At 64.5% G+C, this 21,642-nt stretch carries 14 protein-coding genes; 4 read left to right on the top strand and 10 right to left on the bottom strand.

Translation table 11 applies throughout. The annotated features are described in order from the left end of the window. Positions 1-15: 15 nt before the first annotated feature. The 4 genes from AB5L97_RS10345 to AB5L97_RS10360 all read right to left on the bottom strand — a co-directional run bounded on the left by AB5L97_RS10345 (position 16) and on the right by AB5L97_RS10360 (position 5,310). A complete protein-coding gene (locus AB5L97_RS10345) occupies positions 16-960 on the bottom strand; it encodes a methylenetetrahydrofolate reductase (protein ID WP_369044651.1) in 945 nt (314 codons plus the stop codon). 315 nt (positions 961-1,275) lie between these two features. After that, the gene (locus AB5L97_RS10350; protein WP_307958399.1) at positions 1,276-2,484 is read right to left on the bottom strand and encodes an ROK family transcriptional regulator; all 1,209 of its coding nucleotides are present in this window, start codon (positions 2,482-2,484) and stop codon (positions 1,276-1,278) included. 252 nt (positions 2,485-2,736) lie between these two features. Then, positions 2,737-3,882 carry a class I SAM-dependent methyltransferase gene (locus AB5L97_RS10355; RefSeq protein WP_369044652.1) on the bottom strand — a complete coding sequence of 382 codons (1,146 nt, stop codon included), beginning with the start codon at positions 3,880-3,882 and terminating at the stop codon, positions 2,737-2,739. A 9-nt stretch (positions 3,883-3,891) separates the two neighbouring features. Further along, positions 3,892-5,310 carry a phytoene desaturase family protein gene (locus AB5L97_RS10360; RefSeq protein ID WP_369044653.1) on the bottom strand — a complete coding sequence of 473 codons (1,419 nt, stop codon included), beginning with the start codon at positions 5,308-5,310 and terminating at the stop codon, positions 3,892-3,894. Positions 5,311-5,368: 58 nt separating this feature from the next. On the opposite strand from AB5L97_RS10360, the gene AB5L97_RS10365 reads away from it, so the two are divergent. Beyond that, the gene (locus AB5L97_RS10365) at positions 5,369-7,108 is read left to right on the top strand and encodes a SulP family inorganic anion transporter (RefSeq protein WP_369044654.1); all 1,740 of its coding nucleotides are present in this window, start codon (positions 5,369-5,371) and stop codon (positions 7,106-7,108) included. A 60-nt stretch (positions 7,109-7,168) separates the two neighbouring features. Here the strand turns inward: AB5L97_RS10365 and AB5L97_RS10370 are convergent, their stop codons facing one another. Beyond that, positions 7,169-8,677: a sialidase family protein gene (locus tag AB5L97_RS10370; RefSeq protein WP_369044655.1), complete on the bottom strand. Its 1,509-nt coding sequence runs from the start codon at positions 8,675-8,677 to the stop codon at positions 7,169-7,171. Next, on the bottom strand, positions 8,661-9,452 hold the full coding sequence (locus AB5L97_RS10375) for an alpha/beta family hydrolase (RefSeq protein ID WP_369044656.1): 792 nt from the start codon (positions 9,450-9,452) through the stop codon (positions 8,661-8,663). The genes AB5L97_RS10370 and AB5L97_RS10375 overlap by 17 nt, the downstream gene beginning before the upstream one ends. Positions 9,453-9,470: 18 nt before the next feature. Here AB5L97_RS10375 and AB5L97_RS10380 point away from each other — a divergent pair, with 18 nt between their 5' ends. Next, complete coding sequence (locus AB5L97_RS10380) at positions 9,471-10,049, top strand: DUF2249 domain-containing protein (protein WP_307958405.1); 579 nt, start codon at positions 9,471-9,473, stop codon at positions 10,047-10,049. Between the two features lie 52 nt (positions 10,050-10,101). On the opposite strand, the gene AB5L97_RS10385 is transcribed toward AB5L97_RS10380, so the two are convergent. After that, positions 10,102-10,527: a MarR family transcriptional regulator gene (locus AB5L97_RS10385; RefSeq protein ID WP_307958406.1), complete on the bottom strand. Its 426-nt coding sequence runs from the start codon at positions 10,525-10,527 to the stop codon at positions 10,102-10,104. Between the two features lie 66 nt (positions 10,528-10,593). Next, positions 10,594-10,740 carry a hypothetical protein gene (locus AB5L97_RS10390; protein WP_307958407.1) on the bottom strand — a complete coding sequence of 49 codons (147 nt, stop codon included), beginning with the start codon at positions 10,738-10,740 and terminating at the stop codon, positions 10,594-10,596. A 218-nt stretch (positions 10,741-10,958) separates the two neighbouring features. On the opposite strand from AB5L97_RS10390, the gene AB5L97_RS10395 reads away from it, so the two are divergent. Further along, entirely contained in the window at positions 10,959-11,384 is a 426-nt protein-coding gene (locus AB5L97_RS10395) for a hypothetical protein (RefSeq protein WP_369044657.1), read from the top strand. Positions 11,385-11,567: 183 nt separating this feature from the next. Here AB5L97_RS10395 and AB5L97_RS10400 read toward each other — a convergent pair whose 3' ends face one another. After that, complete coding sequence (locus tag AB5L97_RS10400) at positions 11,568-12,404, bottom strand: hypothetical protein (protein ID WP_369044658.1); 837 nt, start codon at positions 12,402-12,404, stop codon at positions 11,568-11,570. A gap of 988 nt (positions 12,405-13,392) precedes the next feature. On the opposite strand from AB5L97_RS10400, the gene AB5L97_RS10405 reads away from it, so the two are divergent. Beyond that, a complete protein-coding gene (locus tag AB5L97_RS10405) occupies positions 13,393-18,552 on the top strand; it encodes a hypothetical protein (RefSeq protein ID WP_369044659.1) in 5,160 nt (1,719 codons plus the stop codon). 97 nt (positions 18,553-18,649) lie between these two features. On the opposite strand, the gene AB5L97_RS10410 is transcribed toward AB5L97_RS10405, so the two are convergent. Beyond that, positions 18,650-21,640, bottom strand: coding sequence for a DEAD/DEAH box helicase family protein (locus tag AB5L97_RS10410; protein WP_369044660.1), 2,991 nt, complete (start codon positions 21,638-21,640; stop codon positions 18,650-18,652). Positions 21,641-21,642: the final 2 nt, after the last annotated feature.

Below are 21,642 nucleotides of genomic sequence, written 5' to 3' on the forward strand. Positions count from 1 at the left end.
AGAAGTCGTGTGGGGTCAGAGCGCGGTGTGGTGGCGCGCGGCGAGAAGCGGCCGGCTGGGCCGCGGGAGATCGAGCCGTCCGAGGACCTCGAGGGCCGCAGCATGCTCATTGAACGTGTACAGGTGGAGGCCCGGGGCGCCGGCCTCGAGCGCTGACTGGGCCAGACGGACGCTCGCGTCGGTGCCGATCCGTCGGGCTGCCGCGTCGTCACCGGCCGAGCGCAGGCGGTCCACCAGCGCGGGGTCAGCGGCGACGCCCGAGAGCGCAGAGAGCTTCTCGATACGGCGCAGGCTCGTGAACGGCATGATCCCAGGGATGATCGGGATCGTGACGCCGGCCCTCCGTGCCCGGTGCACGAGGGATCCGTACTGCTCGGCGCGGAAGAAGACCTGCGTGATGGCGAAGTCGGCGCCCGAGCGCTGCTTGGCCAGGAGCACTTCGACGTCGTGGCCCTCACTCGGGGACTCGGGGTGCTTCGTTGGGTAGGCCGCGACGCCGATCGCGACCTTCCCCGCCGCGAACTGGGCGCAGCGGCGGCCCTCGGCCCGTCGGATGAGCTCGACGAGGTCCTGGGCGTACCGCAGGGCACCCTGGGGGGCGCCGCTGCGGGGAGCATCCCCGCGCAGTGCAAGGATTCCCCGGACGCCGCGGTCGAGGAGTTCGTTGACCACTGAAGTCAGCTCCTCTGGCGTACCGCCGACGCACGTGAGGTGTGCGAGCGGCCTCAGCGTCGTCTCGAGCTGGATCCGGTCGACCAGATCCAGCGCGGTGTCGTGGTTGGAACCGCTCGCCCCGTACGTCACGGAGACGTAGTCCGGATCCGTGGCCTCAAGCTGCCGGATCGTGGACCACAGAGTCGCCGAGGCAGCCTCGCTGCGGGGCGGAAAGAGTTCATAGGAGAGGGCTACCGGCGCCGTGGCCTGTGGCGAGGGTGCCTCTAAGAGGGTTGGCGGTGACATTTGCGTCCTTGGTGGTCCAGTCCGCCCGGAGCCAAGCCGGGATACGGCTGGTCCAGGGCAGCATTCAGAAAGGGATCGCAGGACTCACAGACCGACGACGCCGCCGCGGCTGGCGTTACGGAACAGTGAAGCTCCCTGCGGCAAATGTCAGGCCCTCACGGGGGCACCCACATCCCCGAATCGGGGATCGCTGACACGTTGCAGAAGCAACTTGAGTACGAGACTAGGGATCGGGGCAGGGGCGCTTCAAGCCTATGGGCGAATGTTTCCCGCCGTGACGGAATGTGACACCCGTCGAAGAGAGCAGCGGCGCCGCTATCCGCCAAGCAGAAGGCGTTCGGCCCGCGGCGCGAGCGCGCGGTCTAGCACGAGGCATGCGGCGCCGACGGCACCCACATCCTCGCCCAGGCTCGTCGCGGTGAGCTGGATCCGGTAGATCCCGCGCGTCGCGAGCAGATCGTTGACCATGTCCGGCATGACCGAGAGGCAGAAGTCGGCGACGGGTTCCCAGAAAGGCCCGCCGAAGACCATCCGTTCGACGTCGAGCAGATTGCCGACGACGGCGGCGGCCCACGCCATCTTGCGCGCAGCCGCGGCAAGGATCTCGACGGCGCGCTGGTCCCCTTCGCTGGCACATGCGTTCAGCCGGGCAAACGCCGCCTGGAAGTCTGCCGCCGTCGGGTCGGCGCCGAGCGGTTCGAGGATCCCGGTCTCGATGGCACGGCCGACGATCCGCGGGGGCTCGAGGGCCGTAGCGATGGTGCCACGCATGCCGCAGCCGTCAAAGCACTCCGGACCGTCGGGATCGACGATGATGTGACCGATCTCGCCAGCATTGCCCGAGCTTCCCCGGTAGACCTCGCCGTTGAGCACGAGGCCGCAGCCAAGGCCCGTACCGAGATAGAAGAACGCGTACGAGTCAGTACCGCCCGGGCCGCCGGTCCAGGACTCGGCGACGGCCGCGCCGGTCACGTCCTTGTCTATCGTCGTCTCGAGCCCCGTGGCCTCCGCCACCATGGACTGGAGCGGGACATCGTCCCAGCCCGCCAGGAGTGGGGCCCCCACTACGGCGCCCCGGTCCAGGTCGATGGGTCCCGGCGCGGCGACGCCGACGCCCGCCACGAGGTCACGCGGAACGCCCGAGCCGTCTATGAGCCGGCCCACGCTGGCCGCCATCGCCGCGACCACCTCCTCGGGCTCGTGGCTCCGGGGCGTCGCGAAGGTGTCCTTCGTGACGATCGCACCGACGAGGTCCAGGAGGACCACGGTGATGATGCTCGGATCGAGGTGTACGCCCACCGCGTACATACCGCGAGGGTTGAGACGGAGAATAGTGCGCGGCTTCCCTGGACCGGAGCCCTCCTTGCCGGCTTCCATGATGAGCTTCTGGTCCAGGAGCCGGCGTGAGATGTTGGAGATGGTCTGGGGCGAGAGCCCGACGATCTGGGCGAGCTCGACGCGGCTCAGTCCCGACTCGGAGCGCCTGATGGCGTCGAGGATGACGGTGAGGTTGAAGTCCCCCATGCGGGGAAGATTCGTGCCTCTCCGGGCAGCGGGCTGGCGTGGCTCCGTCACTGGGTCCTCTCGGCTGACGGTTGCGGGTCAGGAATCAGGCTACCCTCTCGCCCCGGATATCTCTCTCATCTGGAGATACTGCACGGAGCTCTCGCCTCCGCCGCGGCAGCGTGTCTGTGACGGTCGACTCTCACGCCAAAGGCAGCGGATTCCGCCTGTACCTCGCCTGGTCAATGGCTTCGAAGGGCAATCCCGATCGGGCTAGCGCCGCACCGACCGCGTCACCGTGAACTTCGGGTTGCGTGCCACGACGTCCGTGCGGCCCACGCCCCGCTGGAACGCCGAGCGGTAGTCGAGGTGGCGGTTCGCCACGCACCACAGCTCGCCGCCTGGCCGGAGGATCCGGCCCGCCGCGGCGATGAGCTTGAGGCCGGCTCCCTGGTGCACGCTTGCCCCGAGGTGGAACGGCGGGTTGAGGAGCACGACGTCGGCCGAGGACTCCGCCAGGTCTGCGCCGGCGTCGTCGTGCTCCACGACCACCCGCCCGGCGAGACCGTTGGCGTCCATCGTCGCGCGTGCCGAGCGCACGGCCGCCGCCGAGCGGTCGGTGGCGATGACCTCCGACCCAGGGTGGCGGAGTGCGTAGGCGGCCGCGAGCGCTCCGGTTCCACACCCGAGGTCTACTGCCGTACCTTCCGGGATCCGGTCGAGGAAGCTCAGGAGGAACCGCGTGCCGATGTCGAGACGGGACCCGGCGAAGGCCCCGCCGTGGGCGCACAGTGTGAGGTCCACGTCATCATGCCGCTCGCAGACGGGATACGGCGGAGCGGCAGGAACCGGAAGGGGGCCGGCTGCGGTCAGCAGACGCGACTTCTGCACAGCGAGCCCGGCGCTGACATCGGCGAACCGTGTCCTCAGGACGTCGTTCATGGCGAGCGTCATGTGCTTCACCCTGCCGCCCGCCACGAGCACGACGTCGGGCGCGGACCACCGCGCGATGGCGTCGGCGATCTCCTCCAGCTCGGCGAGGCCGCGGGGCAGCTGGACGAGCACGAGACGGGCCCCGGCAAGCAGGCCGGCATCAAGCCCATGCGGCTCCGAGCACCCGGCGAGGCCCAGCGCGTCCGCGTTGGCCGCGAGCGCGGTGCGTCCGGTCACGAGGTCCTGGTGGACCCGCATCCCGGTAAGGCCGCCCGCGGCCAGCTGGAGGGTAATGGCGCCATAGGCGTCGCCGATGACGGCGATCTCGCGGCCCGTCAGCCCCCTGATGCCCGATGCGTCGAGGCCGCGCTCCCCGAGGAGCCGGTCGGTGGCGTCGAAGGCACGGAGGTTCTCGGCCTCGACGTCGGGAAACCGTCGCAGCGCCTCGAAGGCGAAGCCGGGAATGCGGAGGTCGTCGTCGTGCACCCGTCCACCCTAGCGGCGGGAGAGCCAGTCGAGAGCGGCGCCCGCGGCGCGGTAGCCGGACATCCCATGGGTCCCCGGTCCGGGCGGAGTCGCGGCCGAGCACAGGTATACCCCGGGGACGCCGGTCGCGTACGGGTTAGGCGAGAGGACGGGACGCGCGATGAGCTGGAGGCCCGTGGTGGCGCCCGTACCGATGTCCCCTCCGACATAGTTGGCGTTGTGGGCCGCGAGGGCGGCCGGGCCGCGGGACGCAACGCCGCGGACGCGCTGCCTGAACCCCGGAGCGAAGCGCTCGATCTGGGCGATGACGGCCTCGGTCGCGTCGCCGGCGTAGGCGTGCGGGACGTGGGCATAGGACCAGATGGGGTTGATGCCGTCCCGCGAGCGCGTGGGGTCTGCGAGGTACTGCTGGCCCACCAGCACAAAGGGGCGGGCGGGCATCCTGCCGCGGGTGATGTCGGCCTCGGCCCGTGCGATCTCCTCGAAGGTCCCCCCGAGATGGACCGTCCCGGCCCGGCGCGCGTTCTCGGATGTCCAGGGGATGTCCCCCTCGATTGCGAAGTCGACCTTGAACGCCGCCGGCCCGCGGCGGAAGCGCGAGTACGCCCGGGCGGTCGTCGCGGGGAGCCTCGGTCCGAGCAGTCGGGCCGCCGCGGCCGGCGCGAGATCGAGCAGGACCAGGTCCGCGCCGTCGAGCTCTGCAATGGACGTGACGGTGGTGCGCGTCTGGATCGAACCGCCCAGGCTCTCGAGCCGGCGGGCGAGCGCGGCCGTGATCGACTGCGAACCGCCCTCGGCTACTGGCCAGCCGACCGCGTGGGCAGTCGCCGCGAGAACGAGTCCCACGGAGGTGGTCAGGGGTGCCGAGAGCGGGGCGAACGCGTGCGCCGCGATGCCGCCGAACAGTGCCCGGGCTTCGTCGTCGCGCCATCGGCGCGCCGTGAGAGTGGCGGGCAATACGGCGTCGAGTCCGAATCTGGCGAGCGCCCAGGGATGACGGGGCCAGTGGATGGGCGGCGCGAGGACTTCGCCCACGAGGGTGGCGAAGTCCCGGGCAGTCCGGCCGACGATCGCATCCCATGCAGGCCCGTCCCGGCCGAGTCCCGCCACCGTCCGGTCGAGGTCCTGCCAGAGCACGCCCTCACGGCCGCCGTCGAGCGGGTGGGACAGCTGGACCTCCGGCCACCGCCAGCGGAGTCCTTCCGCTTCGAGGCCGAGGCCGGCGAGGAACGGCGAAGCCGCGGCGAGCGGGTGGAAGGCCGAGCAGTCGTCCGCGACGACGCCGGGCAGGGTGGGCTCGGACGAGCGGCACCCGCCACCGAACGTCTCCTGGGCCTCGAGGACGCGCACCGTCACTCCGCGGGCAGCAAGGTGCACCGCGGCGGCAAGCCCATTGGGCCCGCTCCCCACGACCACTGCACTGCTCACATTCCCATCCTGCCACTCGGCACTGGCGCGATGGGCCGGTGCGCGACATGATCCCAGCATGGACGGCACCGCGGACGGTCAGCCGCCGGGGCTGCGGACGCCTCGGCGCACGCCGCGCGGACGCCTGCCCGGGTGGGTCCCCCTCGCGCCCTGGCTGAGGCACTATGAGGCGAAGTGGCTGAGGGACGACGCCGTGGCCGGCGCGGCGCTGTTCGGGCTGCTGATCCCGGCGGGCATGGCCTACGCCCAGGCTGCGGGACTGCCGCCGGTGATGGGTCTCTACGCGACGGTCGTGCCCATGATCGTCTACGCGATCGTCGGCCCGAGCCGGGTTCTCGTGCTCGGCCCCGACTCTGCGCTGGCGCCGCTCATCGCGGCCGCCGTCCTCCCCCTGAGCGCCGGTAGCCCGGTCCGGGCGGTTGCGCTCGCGGGTCTCCTCGCGGTGCTCATGGGGGCGATCATGATCGCGGGCGCCGTCCTGCGCCTCGGCATTGTGACCCAGCTCCTCTCGCGTCCCATCAGGCTCGGGTACCTGAGCGGGCTCGCTGTCGTGGTCGTGTCCTCGCAAGTCCCGCTCCTGCTCGGGGTGCGGGCCGACGGTGAGACGCCGTGGCAGCGGTTCGCGGCGACGGCGGGAGCGGTCGGCGGCCTGAATCCGGCGGCGCTCGGCGTGGGTGCGGGATGCCTTGCGATCATCTGGGGCAGCCAGGCCCTGGGCTGGCGGCTAGGGGGCGTGTTCATTGCGGTCGCGCTCTCCACCCTCGTCACCTGGGCCGCAGGTCTGGACCAGCGGATGGCCGTGACAGGGGCCCTCCCCACCGGGGTGCCCACGCCGTCCCTCGGCGGCGTCACTGCCGCAGACGTCGGCGCACTCCTCGCCCCGGCGGCCGGCATCGCGCTCATGACGTTCGCGGACTCGGGGGTCCTGTCCAAGAGCCTCGCAGCCAAGTACGGCGGTGACGTGTCCGGCAACCGCGAGCTCGCCGCGATCGGGCTCTCGAACGTGGCCGCGGGCATCTTCGGCGGGTTCCCGGTCTCGGCCAGCGGTTCCCGCACTCCCGTCGCACTCGGGGCCGGAGCGCGCAGCCAGCTCGCCGGAGTCGTGGCTGCGGTGCTCGTGGCCGCGTTCATGCTCCTCGCTCCGAGCGTTACGGCGTACCTTCCGACGGCGGCCCTCGCCGCGGTGGTCATCGCCGCCGTCCTCGGGCTCATCGACGTCAAGGCGATCCTCCGGCTCGGGCGCATGAGCACCACAGAGACCGTGCTCATGGCCGCGGCGTTCGCGGGCGTGACGACCGTCGGCGTGCTTCCCGGCATCCTCGTTGCGATCGGACTGGCGCTCCTGGAGTTCATCCGGCGGGCGTTCACCCCCTACCGGGCCGAACTGGGGCACCTCGAGGAGGTCCCGGGCTACCACGACCTCTCTCGTCACCCCGAGGGAGAGCGCATCCCGGGGCTCATCCTCGCGCGGTTCGACGCACCGCTCTTCTTCGCGAACGGCTCCGTCCTGACCGCCTATCTGCGCTCACTGGTCGAGGCCGCCGACCGTCCCGTGACCCATGTGGTCCTTGCGGCGGAGCCCATCACGGGGATCGACACCACGGCTCTCGACGATCTCATCGAACTCGACGAATGGCTCGCCGAGCGCGGAATCCAGCTCGTCTTCGCCGAGCTCAAGGGACCGATGAAGGACCGGCTCGTGCGCTTCGGCACCCGCGCCCGGTTCGGCGTCGACCACTTCTACCCGACCGTGGGCGCCGCGGTCCGCGCGCTGCGGGCGGACCGGGACCCCGGCTGACTGGGCTGGCGAGGGGCTCCCGTCGCGACGGGAGCCCCTTGCCAGGCGGTCGCCGCGCTGTTAGGGCGTGACCCGCGTGAACACGGCGTCCGTCCGGTTGTCCGTGCTCCCGCTGTTCGCGCGAACGGAGAGCGAACCGAACTGCGCTCCGATGGCGGCGAGGCCCTGGTAGTCGCCCGTGAAGAAGCCACGGGCATTGGGCGCCGTCATCATGTCGAACGGCCCGTAGAGGTGAGTCTCGTTGCCGAAGGACACGCCGCCCGCGGGCAAGGAGGTGAACCAGTAGTCAGTCGGCAGCGTGCTCGTGTTCCCGGCCGCGAGGCTCCGGAAGTCGTAGTAGGTCACACCGACCGTGCCGTTGGCCACACGCACGCTGGGTGTGAAGGCCGGAGCACCGTGCGGCGTGTTGACCTGAGCGGGCGCGCTCCAGGTCGCCCCGCCGTCGGCCGACGTCGAGATGGCCACCTCGTCATAGTGCCCACCGTTGAACCGCGAGTCCTGCCACACCACGTAGAGCTGGCCAGTGGCCGGATCGATGGCGGGTTCGGGGATGATGTCCCCCGTCCTCACGGCCGCGCCCGTATTCGGATCAGTGACGCCCACCGTGTTGAGCTGGGCGATGACCTGCGGCGCCGTCCACGTCGTTCCGCCATCCGTGGACTTGGTGTAGGCGACGTTCGTCCCGTGCAGCTGGTCGACGCCGTTCTTGCCTGTGCCGAGGATGAGGTCGAAGACGTTGTACAGCGTTCCGTTCCGCGGATCGACGACGATCTGGTTGCCGATGGTCTGCTGGTTCTGGGCGGTCGGGACGATCGCAGTGGCCGGGCTCCAACTCTTCCCGCCGTCTGTCGTCTTGGAGAAGTACGTCGGCCCGGTGTAGGCCGCGGCGTGGGCGGCCGAGCGGGGATTGTCGGTCGGGGAGACCAGACGGTCCCACACGGCGTAGGCGGTGCCGGGTGTGTTCGGATCCGCAGTGACGGACTCCTTGTCGTTGAAGAACTGGGACGTGCCGAGATCCTCGATCAGCGCCTTCGGAGCGGTCCACGTCGCCCCACCGTCGGTGGACGTGGATGCCAGGACGGCGTTGTCGGAGCCGACGCCCTGGAACGAGATCGACACCGAGTACGCGGTGCCGTCGGGGCCGATGGACACCCACGGATCCGAGGCCCGGTCGTAGCGTGCGGGACCGCCGGCGCAGGCGCTGAACGGCTGCGCCGTCTCGTTCCAGGTCTTGCCGCCGTTGGTGGAGTAGCCGGCCACAAGGCCGTGGGAACCGCCGTCGGACCAGCGGTCCTGCTGCCACACGTCGATGATGTTGCGCGGGTTGGTCGGGTTGACCGCCACCCAGGGCTCTACTTCGGCGTTGGGGTAATTCACAGCGCCAGGCGCGGCGCCCAGCGTGCACGTGGCAAACGGACTTGTCCCGCTGGCCGTGACCGGCGGGGTGGCCGTTGCCGCGGAGGCCACGGAGGGGGTGAGCAGGAGCGCGGCAGGCAAGAGGGTGAGAGCTGCCACGTACCGGAAATGCTGATGGATCACTGCGTTCTCCTTGTCAGGGAAGCCGATCATTTGGTGGATGGTGCGCCCGGAAAGGAGGACGATCGAGAGCGGATCGTCCACGCACACCAGATGACCACCCGTGGCCGCACTCGCGCAAGGGACTGGGGCCCACGTCTTCAGCGATGGTTCCCGTGATGAACTGTGCCGTCGGCTCCGCGAGCGATGCGCCGATCTCGTACGGGGTGCGCTTCGCCCCCTTGACGGCAAAGGAGTGGTCGCCGCCCTCCTGCCACGCGAGTGTCGCCGTGGGCAGCTTCGCCACGACGGCGTCGAGCAGCTCGGCGGTCGCGAGGGTATCCCGCGTGCCGGAGAGGAACAGCATCGGCAGCCTGAGTCCGTAGAGGTGGTCGTCGCGGAGCTTCTCCGGCTTACCCGCCGGGTGGAGCGGGTAGCCGAGGAACACGAGGCCGACGGGACGCATGGCGCCCTCGGCAACGGCCATCGAGGCGATCCGCCCTCCGAAGGACTTCCCCGCAGCCCACAGCGGCTCCCCCGCCGAGCGCCGTCGTGCCTCCTCGAAGGCGGCCTGCCATACCGGAATCGCCTTGGGCGCCCGGTCGGGCACACGCTTGCCGGCCTCCATGTAGGCGAAGTTGAACCGCAGAGTGGCCATCCCGAGCTCGTTGAGTGCCGCGCAGAAACCCACCATGAACGGATGGACCATGCCCGCTCCGGCGCCGTGCGCGACGACGACGGTCGCCTCAGCCGCTTCGGGCCGTGAGTAGACGGCGGAGACGTCGCCGGACGGGGTGTGGATCGTGAGAGGTTCGCCGCGGGGGGTCATGAGACTATCCTGCCGTCCATGGACCTCGACGTCAGGCCAATACCGAAGCCGCAGCGGCATCGCGCCGTGTTCGCCGCGTTCGCGAACCTCGGGGTGGGCGAATCCTTCATCCTCATCACGAACCACGACCCGGCGCCGCTGAGGGCCGAGTTCGACAGCGACCAGTACGGCGCCTCCTCGTGGGAATACCTCGAGCGCGGACCCGAGTGGCGGCTCCGGGTCACCCGGACCGCCGCCACTCCCCTGCCGCGCGTCGTCGCCGACACGCTCGCCCTCGCGGAGGCGCACGACGCCGACGCGTCGGGTGCCGTCTTCCGGCTCACCATGGGCAACCGGGACCTTGACTCGAACGTCATCGCACTGCCGCCCCATGGGACGATCGGGGAGCACGTGGGACCAGATCTCGATGTGCTCCTTCATGTCATCTCGGGGAGCGGCACGCTCGCCACCGAAGGGGGCGAGGTCCCGCTCTCACCCGGGGCCCTCGTCTGGCTCCCCCGGCGCTCGCGGCGGCAGTTCACCGCCGGGGCGCTCGGGCTCCGCTACCTCTCGGTGCACCAGCGCAAGTCGGGGCTCGGCCTGACGCCGCGCCCCTGAACCCGATGCTGACCGCGCGCTCCCCTCGGTCAGACGGGTGGCCCGAGGAACCTCACCCAGCGAGGTTGCTGATCATCGCCTCAAGCGCGCGCACTGTGCGGTCGTACTCGCCGTCCTCAAGTCCCTTGACCGTGATATCCCGGATGCCCTGCACAGTCTCGCGGGCGCCGTGCAGCTCGACGCGGCCCAGGTCCGTCAAGCGGTAGACGCCCGCCTTCTCGGCCACGAGCCCTCCGCCGAGCAGTGGTTCGAGGTGGCGCTCGGAGGTCTCCTGTGTTGGCGTGTCGAGGAACGGCGCGATGGCTTCGTCGAGCTGCGCCACCGTTGCTTCGGTGTCTGCGAGGACGTTCAGGAGCTGCCACTGCCGACGGCTGAGGCGGTGCCGTTCGAGCGCCTCATCGAAGCGTTCCTCAAGCAGCCTGTCGAGAGTCTTGAGCAGGAATCCGATGGGCTTCTGGGTGTCCTGGGTGTTGTGCATGGCGATCCCCCCTGAGTCAGTCGTCGACACCACTATGCGCCGCGCCGACCGCGGGGACTAGGGACCTCAGTCCGTGGGTTGGAGCGTCTGGGTCCGGATCTCCCGGCCGGCGGACTTGACGATCTGGGCGAGGCTCGCAGCCGCGGCGGCCTCGCCGTCGAGGATGGCGGACGCCAGATCCTCGACAAGGTCGATGTACTCGGTGAGCTTCACGGCGTGTTCCCTCTCGATGGAGCGGTTCTCGTCTCGTCCTCTACTGGCCCGGGCACCGCCAGTGTAGGGAACGCACGCGAGGCACCCGGCACACGCGCGTCACACTGGGCGCGCGGCTCGTCTCCAAGCGAACGGCGGGTGAAAGGCCTGCAAACCCTGCCCCAAGTGGCGGCGCCAACGCCAAGAGGGCCGCCCTGACGGACGACCCTCTTCATCTGGTGGAGGTCCTGCACTCGTACTCCAACAAAGCTCGCCACTATCTCTATCACCTCGATCAGATAGTGGAGGCGGCTCAGGCGCTACCCAAGACCCCAAAGCCAAGGAAACGTGCGGCAAAGTCCTCCACCAAGCTCATCCACCGACTGAGCACCCATCAAGTCGCCGTCATGACTGATCGCTATAAACAAGGCTGGTCGTCTCAACGAATCGCCGAGACCTACAGCATCTCCAAGACGAGCGTCGTCCAGCTACTCCGCGAAGCTGGTGTGACCATCCGCCGCCAAGGCCTCACAGCCGAACAGGCAAGGGAAGCTGCGCGTCTCTACAAGGACGGACAGTCACTAGCGTGGATCGGCCAGCGGTTTGTGGTGAGCCCTGGCTGTGTGCGGAACAGCCTCGTCGCGCAAGGTGTAAAGATGCGATGAGCCTGGTCGGGGTCCCGGGTGAGACATACTCAAACACATGCCTCGACTCGTACTGTTGTCTATACACAGCCAAGGAGTTGTCATATTCGGTTGATGCTACTTGTTTATTGGGATATGCGGACTCACCTTGTATTGAGTATGCAAGGAAAAGCCGCACAGCTGGCTGCTGTGCGGCGAAATCCCCTAGACGGAAATGTATTGCCGGGAGAAAAACTCATGGGTGTACGATATACCCGTCACGCTGGCGTCGTAAATCCCGATCGTCCCTTCCTCGCAAAAGTCAGGATAGTCTCGATGGCTTACGCGGCGCATTGCGGCGACGAAGTCTTCCGGTATGTCGCTCGCTACGAGCTTGTCGGCTTCGGTAACAATGGGTGTCGGTACGACAATCGTGCAGTCGAGTTCGAACTCGGCCGGCTGCTCAAGGAGCGCCCCTTCTTGGACTTCTCGCGCCTCCTTGAAGGGTACCTCATCAGAATGCAACCAATGGCCGTACTCCGTCGTCTCATATCCATACAGCACACCATGAATTTGCGTGTTGCCGTCTGGCTTTATGACTAAGCACTGAACAGCTCGATTGGTGCGACGAAGGTAGCCCCAGGCGTACGGTTCGTAGGCATCGATCGTGTAAGCGGCATGACGCTTGTAGCACGCCTCCTCGAGCACTGCTTCGTCAACGTCGTACATGTCGACATTGTCGATTGAAATGCGCGCCGATGACATGCCGGCCAATGAGAGACGATTATCGAACACCGTGTGTGGTGTATCGCGCTGGCTATCAGTCCATAAGACTGTGCCAAGGTTATGTCCTCGGGAGCCGAGGAGTCCTTCGAGCTCCTTCAGCGCGTCAGGTATCGGCGCTCTGTAGTCCTTCTGTCGCCGTGCGACCTCCGGTAGAGGCTGTTCGATGTAGACGAAGCCGCTACTAATGAGTGTGTCGTAGAGTGTTCGCGCCTTGCGTGTGGCAATTTGCTGTCGTTTGCGAGGTATTACCCGCTGTTGAACAACCCAGTGTGGCACGAGCCATCTCCTTACGTATAGGGGTGCGAGCATTAGTGCAATGCACGTGTGCTTATGATTAATTTACAATATTATTGCCAATTCGTCCATATAGATCACACAGATGGAATCGGCATTGAGGCAAGCTAAGATTTCTAAATGCCATCCTTCTCGATGGCTGGAAGTATCCAGAGGAGCATCCACGGGCCTAGTGAGTGCTGCTGAGCTTGCTTTTTGGAGAGTAGACACCTTACGCGAAACTAACCGAAAAAACAGAGGTAGACCCATACTGCACGATAAAAACTCAGCTTACCGAGCGGTATAGAACTACCTCTGTCATAATGGTTGAAAATTCAACTTTGGTGGAGGTCCTGCAGGCGTACTCCAACAAAGCCCGCCACTATCTGTATCACCTGGACCAGATAGTGGAGACGGCCGAAGCGCTGCCCAAAACCCGAAAGCCCCGCGAACGTGCAACCAAGTCCTCGGCGAAGCTAATTCACCGACTCATGGCTTACCAAGTTACTGAGATGAGCGACCGCTACAAACAGGGTTGGTCGTCGCATCGACTGGCCGCGGCCTATAACATCTCCAAGACGAGCGTCGTCCAGCTTCTCCGCGAGACTGGCGTCCCAATCCGTCGTCAAGGCCTCACGGCCGAACGGGCAAGAGAGGCTGCACGTCTATACGAGGACGGGCAGTCGCTAGCGCGGATCGGCCAACGGTTCGACGTGAGTCCCGGCTGCGTGCGCCAAACCCTAGCTGAGCAAGGTGTGTCAATTCGCCGACCCTAACTAAAATTGTCGCAGTCAGCTAAGGACGGTTCATTGTCCGGCTATAGAGATACGAACAGGCGAGCTCTGAGCGGCGCATCGAATAGATACTCGATAATTGTTACAATGGAAGACGTATGCGGTCTGGACGTCAATCATCTATAGCTAGCAGCCTTCACGACAGAGGGTTGTTCTGCTGGCGCCCTAGTAAAGAAGAGGCAAGGTAAGATATGGCCATGTCTGAATCGCCACAGGGCGGCGGAGGGGGAACGGTCATCGAGCCGTCAGCCGCTACGACCGCTATGAGTCCATACGCAACCGGTGGGGGTGGGGTGACCTTCGAGCGCAAGGTCGCAGTTCACTACCTGGCCCGGATGCTTTCCGGTTTGGGATCAACCGAACTGGGTGAGGGCCGATCCGTCGTTAGCGTCGCATTTCAACAGGCACCCCTACACTCAACTGACGATTTAGTCGTATACGCTAAGCGAGCAGATGAAGACGAGCCTTCATTGGTGCTTGCACTCGCCGTGCGTCGTGCTCCAATCGTTGTCAAAAGCAATGCGAAAACGAAGAAGCTGATCGGCTCGCTGCTCGAAGAGCTTGCTCATGATCTTAGCGCTGATATCGATCACCGCGTTGGGCTGGTGGTTGCGGGTCATCAAGATCACGCTTCTCAGCTGGCGACATTAGCCGATCTCGCTCGCGGCCAAACCGACCCTGCCGCTTTTGCTGCGTTGGTGCAGGAGCCAGGCCGTTTCGAGCAGGTGCTTCGCGAGCGGTTCAACCACCTTCAGGACCTGGTGAAGTCAGCCCTAGACGATGCCAATGGCGGCTCGGCTGACGAGGCTACCGTCACTCAGCAAACCTGGCGTCTGCTGTCTCGTCTTCAGGTTCTTATGCCTCGATTCGAGGCACCTGATGAGTCGGACTGGGCTAACATCGTGAACGACCTAGTGAACGCATCAAGGACGGCTGACCTAGCTGGGGCGGTGACGGTGCGTGATCGGCTCGGCGTACTCGCTGCCGAGTATGCGCCGAAGGCAGCAGATATTGAACTTGATCTCCTCCGCCGAGACACCCACGACGTCGTCGCATCAACCACCCGTCGTCATGATGCCGCTTGGCGCATGCTCAACAGCCTCCACGAGCAAGCTGTTGCTGCAGTTCGGAGTCGGGTGACGTCGTCCAGCGGACGCAACGAAGTGCATATCGACCGCAGCGCGACTATCGCCGAGCTTCGCACCCTGACCAGGACCAAGCCTGCGGTAATTATCCATGGCCAGTCCGGAGTCGGTAAGAGTGCGCTCATGGTTGAGTTTGCATCCGCTGTCAAGCGCGACGGAGCTCAGGCCCTTGTGATCAACCTGCGACATCTCCCAACGACGCCGATTGAGTTGGAGCGTGCCCTCGGCATTCCTTTAACAACCGCCCTAGCCGAGATGAGCGCTCCAGAGCGTCTGCTGATTATCGACGGAGCAGACGCCGTGGCAGAAGGCAAGTCGGATCTGCTGCGATACATGGTTGACGCCGCATTCCATAGCGACGTCCGAATTTTTGTCCTGACGACGGACGATATTAGGAAACTGCTCCATGATGCCGTCGACACCCACTTAGGCGGCCCGGCCGTCGACTACGAGATCCCGACACTTACCGACACGCAGCTCGATGAGCTTGTCGTTGCCTTCCCTGAGCTCGCCGCACTCGCAGCGGACCACCATGCTCGAGAACTGCTCCGTCGACTAGTCGTCGTCGATCTTCTCCTCCGCGGCGGAGTCTCAGGGCTCCCTGTTAACGACGGCGACGCTATGAATCAGGTTTGGGTCGGACTCGTCCGATGCCACGAACAGGCCGAACGTGGCACGCCCGATGCACGAGAAGCGGTCATGCTGCGCCTGGCAGATCTGGAACTCACCCGCGCTGATCCGCTTACCGTAGTGGGCGCGCTTGATGGGGCGGCACTTGCGGGACTTCGGCGAGACGGCCTCCTGCAGACGTCGACCAATCGGCCGTTTAAGATCGGTCCTGAATTCGCACATGACGAAGTGCGCCGATATGCCGTTGCTCGCCTGCTCCTTGCGGATGAAGATCCCACCATCAAATTGCTTTCCGCAGGGATGCCACGTTGGTCGCTCAGTGCGGCACGGCTCGCCGCTCAGGTCAATCTAGGAGCACCGGACACGGCCGAGAATCCAGTCCGTGGTCGATTCGCTGGCCTTCAGAGATCGTTTGACGCAGTGGTTGCAGCAGGCCACGGGGAGCGTTGGCGCGACGTGCCCGGCGAAGCACTCCTCTCGCTGCCGCACCCTGGCCCTATCCTGGACGACGCGTGGGGCGAGTTATGCGCCGATAACAAGACTGGGCTGCATCGGCTGTGCCGTTTGGTTGATCAGCGACGACTTCGCGACTCGGCGCATCTCGTCCGTATCTCAGCGGTAGAGCCGTTGATTGAACAACTATTCAGCAGTTCCACGACGTGGTTCGGTGATAAGAAGCTCCAGCAACTAGTGCGCGACTGGCTTCGCTCCCTGATTGTCTCGAACGCTCCAGCCGAGAACGCATTACGCGCTGAACTTCGGTCGCAATTAGTGGCCCGATGCGCTGTCGCGGACGAGCGACAACAGGAAGAACGGGCAGAAGCTGAAGCTGCCCGCCTGGCCCGCACTCCTGAGGAGGTCGAACGAGATCGCGAACGTGCCGCACGCAGCAACTTGTTCGGTGAGGTCGGGTATCCACGCGGCCGGCGTCACAGGAGACGGGAGATTCCCCGTGAGATCATGGACGAAGTGATGGTTGAGTTCTTGGCCCTCCTCGGCCCCGATATTGGGGGTGATGGTGAGGCGATCCTTCGACGAATCGCGAACGATGCTCCAGCATTTCTCGGCCCCGCAGTCGAAGCACTCTTTGCTGGACGTGCGTTAGCAACTCGCCCTCGAGGCTTCTTGGCGACGATTACCGAGGCCTACTACTTGGACGATGAGGAAGACGGATCGGGATTCCATGAAGACGGCATTCGCGATCACCACTATCACGGGATCGGCATGCCGCTTGCAGCCTGGTACCGTGGACCTTTCATTTCTTTGTTTCAATCCGACTTTCGAGGTGGCGTCCGGGTTCTCAATCAACTGTTGAACCACGCCGCCCTCGCTCAAGCACGTACTCTGGCGAGTATTGATCGGTACGGTGGCGATATCCCGGAGGAAGAACTCGACTCGTATCGTATCGAATTGCAGGTCACTGGTGCTGTACGCACGTATATTGGCGACCCACAGGTGTGGACCTGGTATCGAGGTACTGGAGGTGGACCGTACCCTTGCATGAGCGCCCTCCAAGCTCTCGAGCGGGTTTGTGATCAACTGATCGACCTCGATATTCCTCTAAGTACAATCGTGGCCATTCTGCTTGACGAATGCGAAAACCTCGCGATGGTTGGCCTCGTTGTTGGTCTTCTCATCCGACATCTTGAAAAGGCCGAGGGGATGCTTGACCCATACCTGTCGGAGCCGATGATCTGGCATCTCGAGTTCGCCAGAGCTACAAGCGAGATCAGTGGGTTTGCAGCGTCGTCCGACGGGCTGGTAGGTGCTGACCGTCGGCATTGGTCCCTTCGCGAGGCTTCCGCGATGCTCGTACTCCGAGCCGACGAAGACCGAGCGGAAGAGCTACGCCACCTCGGCCGGGAGCTCATTGAGAACGCGCGGCAGCAGATCCAGCTCGTCCATGGCGATGATGAGGGCGCAATCGAACAAGAACTTCTCAATGTGCGGGGCTGGGCCAGCGGCATGGACCTAGATACCTATAGCGCGCATCCGACCGATGATGGCCAGCTGATCATCCAGAGTACACCGCCCGACGTTCTACTGAATGCGCTCGAGACTGCAAGTTCCGATGTGCAGCAGGCACAGGAAGCCACGCGGCTAATGGTGCAGTACTACATCAACCCAAAGAAGCGCATTACCGATTCACGGACTTCTGAGACACTCATTGAAGATTTGAACGTCGCAAAACAGCTCATCGATGAACCTCCTGCTTTTAGTGCAGACGGGCCGTGGGACGCCCCTGCGGTAGTTGCTGCGGCCGCGCTCGAAGCACACCTGATTGAAGGCATTGAGCTGCCCGACGAGTCGCTTCGATTCGCGGCCGAAACACTCGTGACGGTAGGTGAACAATCAGGACGGGGACGTCAGTTTGACTCACAGGAATCATATTTCGAGCAAGGTGCGGATCGGGTTTCGGCACAATCTCTGCCGCTTCTTCTGCTGCCCGCCGCGGCTCCTATACGGGCTCTCGTTGATGGATCGGACGGGTCCGAAGCATACGCACGCGTCGTACAGGCGACATCCGGACTTGCCCTGGCACTCCCCAACGAGGTCCGGGTACATCTGGCGCGCGGCCTCGATGTCTTATGGCAAGAGCCATGTTCCACCGAAGGGACATGTCATCACGAGACTGCGCTGGGCCTTGTTATCGCCACCGCGCGTGACTGTGTATTCGGAGGCTGGGATTCTGAGACCGGTCGTCGGGCCTCGATTGTACTCGAAGATCCGATCGCTGAATCCCTAAGTGCCGCATCCGACGATGTCATTTATGTCCTCAGGCTCGACGCCGCACTTCGTGCGCTCGCACCCGCCTCCGTTTCCGGAATCTGCGTGTCTGCTCGCGCTGAGGAACTACTCCATGTCGTTCTCACAGCGCAACGACGCGCCCTTCTCGCCAATGATCGTGACTTCGACCATCGCGGGTCTCACGCGCTCATAACGGCGCGCGCGCTGCTTACGGTTGTCGAGGGAGAGGGCGAGACGCTGCTGTTCAATCACCTCGATGCCTTTGCTGATAGGTCAGACATGCTCGGTGCGTTTGTTCGCGCCGTCTCAGCGGCCGCTGAGGAGAACTCCAGCCGAGCCGCCACAGCAGAACGGCTGTGGCCGGAAATCGTCGCGCGCGTCTTAGCGTATCAGGGCCAACACAAGCCGTTCGACGGCAGGCACTACGGAAATCGCGCTCGTGCGTCACTCATCCCAAATGCTGCTACGGAGGCCGCCTACCTCTACCGCGAACTTGACGGGGAACCGATCGTTTGGTGGGACCCAGACAAACTTCGAGACTCCGTCGAAGAATGGCTACCGGCTGCCCGAGGAGACTCAACATGTGTTGATCAGCTCATCGGCTTTATTCGCCCACTTTCTATGCAGGATCAGGCTCGCATAGCTTTACTGTGGATTACCGATCTTGCGCTAGCCGCGCCGGAAGAAGTAGCCCGAGGCAGCTTTCTGCTTTCAACGTGGTTGATTGATGTCAGGGCAGTCGTCTCTGATAGGCACTCGCTAGCTATGTGGCAGCGGGTGGTCGATGCTCTCGTAGTAGCGGGAGATTCCAGGCTCGCCCCCTACTCTCAGTAGCCAAGGAGACGCCCCTCATGCCAGGGCGCTTCACTCCGTACTGCGCGATAAAGCTAAGCGTATCGAGCGGTGCAGTGTCACTCTGCTGCCGACCACATCACAGGTTCCAGTTCCCAGGAACGCCGACAGTGTAGCCAGCGGTGGTCTCTGAACCTATGCCGAGTTGCTTGAAGTGCTCGGTAGCGGCCTTTATCTTGGCGTTCTCGGTTGGGCGGCGTTTGGATTCGTCGAGCGTGCTCTTGGTTTCCCGGATCATGTAGATGCGATCCATGCCGTCCCCGTCCTGCTTGATGATCGCCCAGTCTGGGTTGTACGGGCCAACCGGAGTCTCGATTTTGAACTTGTCGGGCAGCTTCATGAAGAACTTCACATCTTCGCGGCTGTCGAGGACCTGCGCAAACTGCCGCTCTGGTGCTTCAGCGCCGTCCGAGTCAATCTGGATGTAGTTGAAGTCGGTCTTGCCGTCCTTGAACGACTGCGCCTCGTAGACGCGATCCATAAAGAGGTCGCGTGCCTCGGCCCCATCCGCCTGCAGCTCGCGCAACTCGTAAACGTAGCCGCTGATCTTCTCGTACTGGACGCCTTCCTGCACGGCCGTTGCGACAACGTTAAGCAGGATGCGCTTGACCATGGCGATGAAGTCGTTTGGGTTGCCGATGAACTCGTTCAGTTTGCCGGAGCCCGTCAGTACGTCGACGAGCGTCTTGCGGGTGAGGGACGTCGCTTCTTGCAGCTCGCTGATGATGTCCGGCAGCTCATACGTTCCCGCCAGGGCAGCCGAGCGGGTCGCGGTTTCGGCGGTCTTGGTACCACCACGGACAAGCTTTACGCCCGCCCGAGTGACCTGGACACGAAGCGGTTGGATCGGCTGTTCGGTTACGATCTTGTTGACGGCGTCCTCAATGACCTTCTCTCGGTCAAGCTTCACTCGGTAGGTCGTGCGGCGGGAGATCGCGCGCCAGAAGTCCTCGAACCACGGCGACGTGTAGATCTCCTTATTGAGCTTGCGCTGTACCCGCTTGCGCTGGGTCTTAACCAGCCGTTCGATTCGGCAGTCGATCATCACCTGGATCATGTCGTCTTCTGGCCAGAATGAGTCCGGCTTGGGGCCGAGCGTGAAGCCAAGGGTCTCTGGTCGGAAGGTGGCCATGACTTTGCCCTCCTTGTCGAGGAAGTTGCGTTTGACAAGTTCATCCCAGATCAACTTGGAGCCGGCGAAGCCGAGACGCTTCTCCCCGCCGGTATTCTCGTCGACCGTTGGGATCTTGGCGAACTCGCCCACGCGAACGAGGCCGATGCTGACGCCAGAGTCGCGGTACTCCTTCTGTAGACTGTCGGCGAACTCGCGGTAGGACTCATTGGCGACAACGGTTAGTTGAGCGATGCCGCGATCCGGCACGCGCTCACCGGTCTGGTTGACCGGCAGACGCAGACCTCGACCGATTGTTTGACGGCGTTCGGCGGCTTCGCCCATCTCGCGAAGGGCGCAGATCTGGAAAATGTTCGGGTTGTCCCAGCCCTCACGGAGCGCAGAGTGGCTGAAGATAAACCGCACCGGCTCCTTCTCATCGAGTAGCTGCGCCTTGTTGCGCATAATCAACTCGTAGGCATCGTCGTCGGCCGCGGTAGTGCCACTGGTGTCCTTGAAGGTGTCGTGCTGGCCTTTCTTGCCCTTGAGGACGGAGAAATACGCCCGCCGGTAGTCCTGTGGATCGCCCGGCAGCAGCGCCGCCCACTGGGCGCTTTTGGCCCGCTCCTCGCGGAAAATTTCGTCGAACCACCGTACGAAGTCGCCGTTGGCCGTGGAGTTGTCGTAGCCATCGCCGAGGAAACTCGCAACCTTGTCGACGAAGAAAAGGCTGAGCACCTTGATGCCGTGCTGGCGCAGCATCGTCTCCTTGCGCAGGTGCTCGCGGATGGTCTCGCGAATCATTTCGCGGTAAACCGAATCATTGGAGCCGCCGAGGGTCTCACCAGCCTGCAGCCAGCCGTGTGGGAACAGCTCGACCGACTCGGGCTCGGTGCTGAGTTCGTTGATGAGCCAGCCCTCGTATGCGGAGTTACCGGTGAGGCGGGCGAGATCGCTCGCGTCCTTACCGGGCCGGTAGGCCACCGTCTTGCGCTCGATGGATCCATCGGACTCCTTGCGGACTGCAAGTTCCAGTCGGGCGACGAAACCCTTGTCATTCCGAACCGATAGCAGTTTCACGTACGGCGCTGCATCGGCGCCTTGCTGGAGTGCCTCGGCGACGACGATCTGCTTCACGAGACCCAGGTCATGCGCGTCGACCGGGTCTAGACGATAGACGACGTTGCGGGTCTTGCGGTGGGTTGCCGAGTACCGCAGCGTGCAGAGCGGGTCTAGTTCGCCGACCGCCGACTGACTAAGTAGGGACTCCATGTTCTGCGGCTCGTCCATGATGACGACCGGCCGCGTGGCCTTGAGGTAGTCGATCGGGCGCAGACCGTTGAGCTTGTCACGCGTCTGGTGAATAACGCGCGAGTTCTTGTCGCCCCGCAGCGCGTGAATGCTCATCACCATGATCTGCACGCTCGTGCTGGTGGCGAACGACTGAACCTCCTCAGCGGTCTGACCGCTATAGACGCTGGCGTCGAACGGCTCGGCGTAGAGACCCTCGAAGTGCTTGGTCATGAGCTTGATGCTGGTGATGACGCCTTCCTTAATGGGCGTGCTCGGCACCAGGATGACAAACTTGCGGAAGTTGTACCGCTGCGCCAGCTCGAAGATCGTGCGCAGGTAGACATACGTCTTACCCGTGCCTGTTTCCATCTCGATGTCGAAGTCGAGCGCACCGCCAGCTAGCTCAGACACGACCTCGAGTCCATTGCGGTCCTGCACTGCCTGCAAGTTCTGGAGCAGTGCCTCCTCGTCCAGCAAGAGGTTGTTGCCGATCGCACCGACTTCGCTGGCGATGTCGAACGCGGTCTGGCCAATGGAGGCGGGCAGTGCGCCCTGGAGGTTGACTTCTAGCGCGTCGGCGTCAGCTGGCTGGCCTTCGAAGAGATCGACGACCGAAGCGATCGCTTCCTGCTGGTATGGCTGCTTGGGATCAAACTTGAATTCCATCG

The sequence above is a fragment of the Sinomonas sp. P10A9 genome, assembly GCF_041022165.1.
Lineage (GTDB): Bacteria > Actinomycetota > Actinomycetes > Actinomycetales > Micrococcaceae > Sinomonas > Sinomonas puerhi.

What these genes read in the sequence shown, in the direction of transcription:
- AB5L97_RS10345 (WP_369044651.1), bottom strand. Translation starts at nt 960, where the DNA reads ATGTCACCGCCAACCCTCTTAGAGGCACCCTCGCCACAGGCCACGGCG.
- AB5L97_RS10350 (WP_307958399.1), bottom strand. Translation starts at nt 2,484, where the DNA reads ATGGGGGACTTCAACCTCACCGTCATCCTCGACGCCATCAGGCGCTCC.
- AB5L97_RS10365 (WP_369044654.1), top strand. Translation starts at nt 5,369, where the DNA reads ATGGACGGCACCGCGGACGGTCAGCCGCCGGGGCTGCGGACGCCTCGG.
- AB5L97_RS10370 (WP_369044655.1), bottom strand. Translation starts at nt 8,677, where the DNA reads ATGATCGGCTTCCCTGACAAGGAGAACGCAGTGATCCATCAGCATTTC.
- AB5L97_RS10375 (WP_369044656.1), bottom strand. Translation starts at nt 9,452, where the DNA reads ATGACCCCCCGCGGCGAACCTCTCACGATCCACACCCCGTCCGGCGAC.
- AB5L97_RS10380 (WP_307958405.1), top strand. Translation starts at nt 9,471, where the DNA reads ATGGACCTCGACGTCAGGCCAATACCGAAGCCGCAGCGGCATCGCGCC.
- AB5L97_RS10385 (WP_307958406.1), bottom strand. Translation starts at nt 10,527, where the DNA reads ATGCACAACACCCAGGACACCCAGAAGCCCATCGGATTCCTGCTCAAG.
- AB5L97_RS10405 (WP_369044659.1), top strand. Translation starts at nt 13,393, where the DNA reads ATGTCTGAATCGCCACAGGGCGGCGGAGGGGGAACGGTCATCGAGCCG.
- AB5L97_RS10410 (WP_369044660.1), bottom strand. Translation starts at nt 21,640, where the DNA reads ATGGAATTCAAGTTTGATCCCAAGCAGCCATACCAGCAGGAAGCGATC.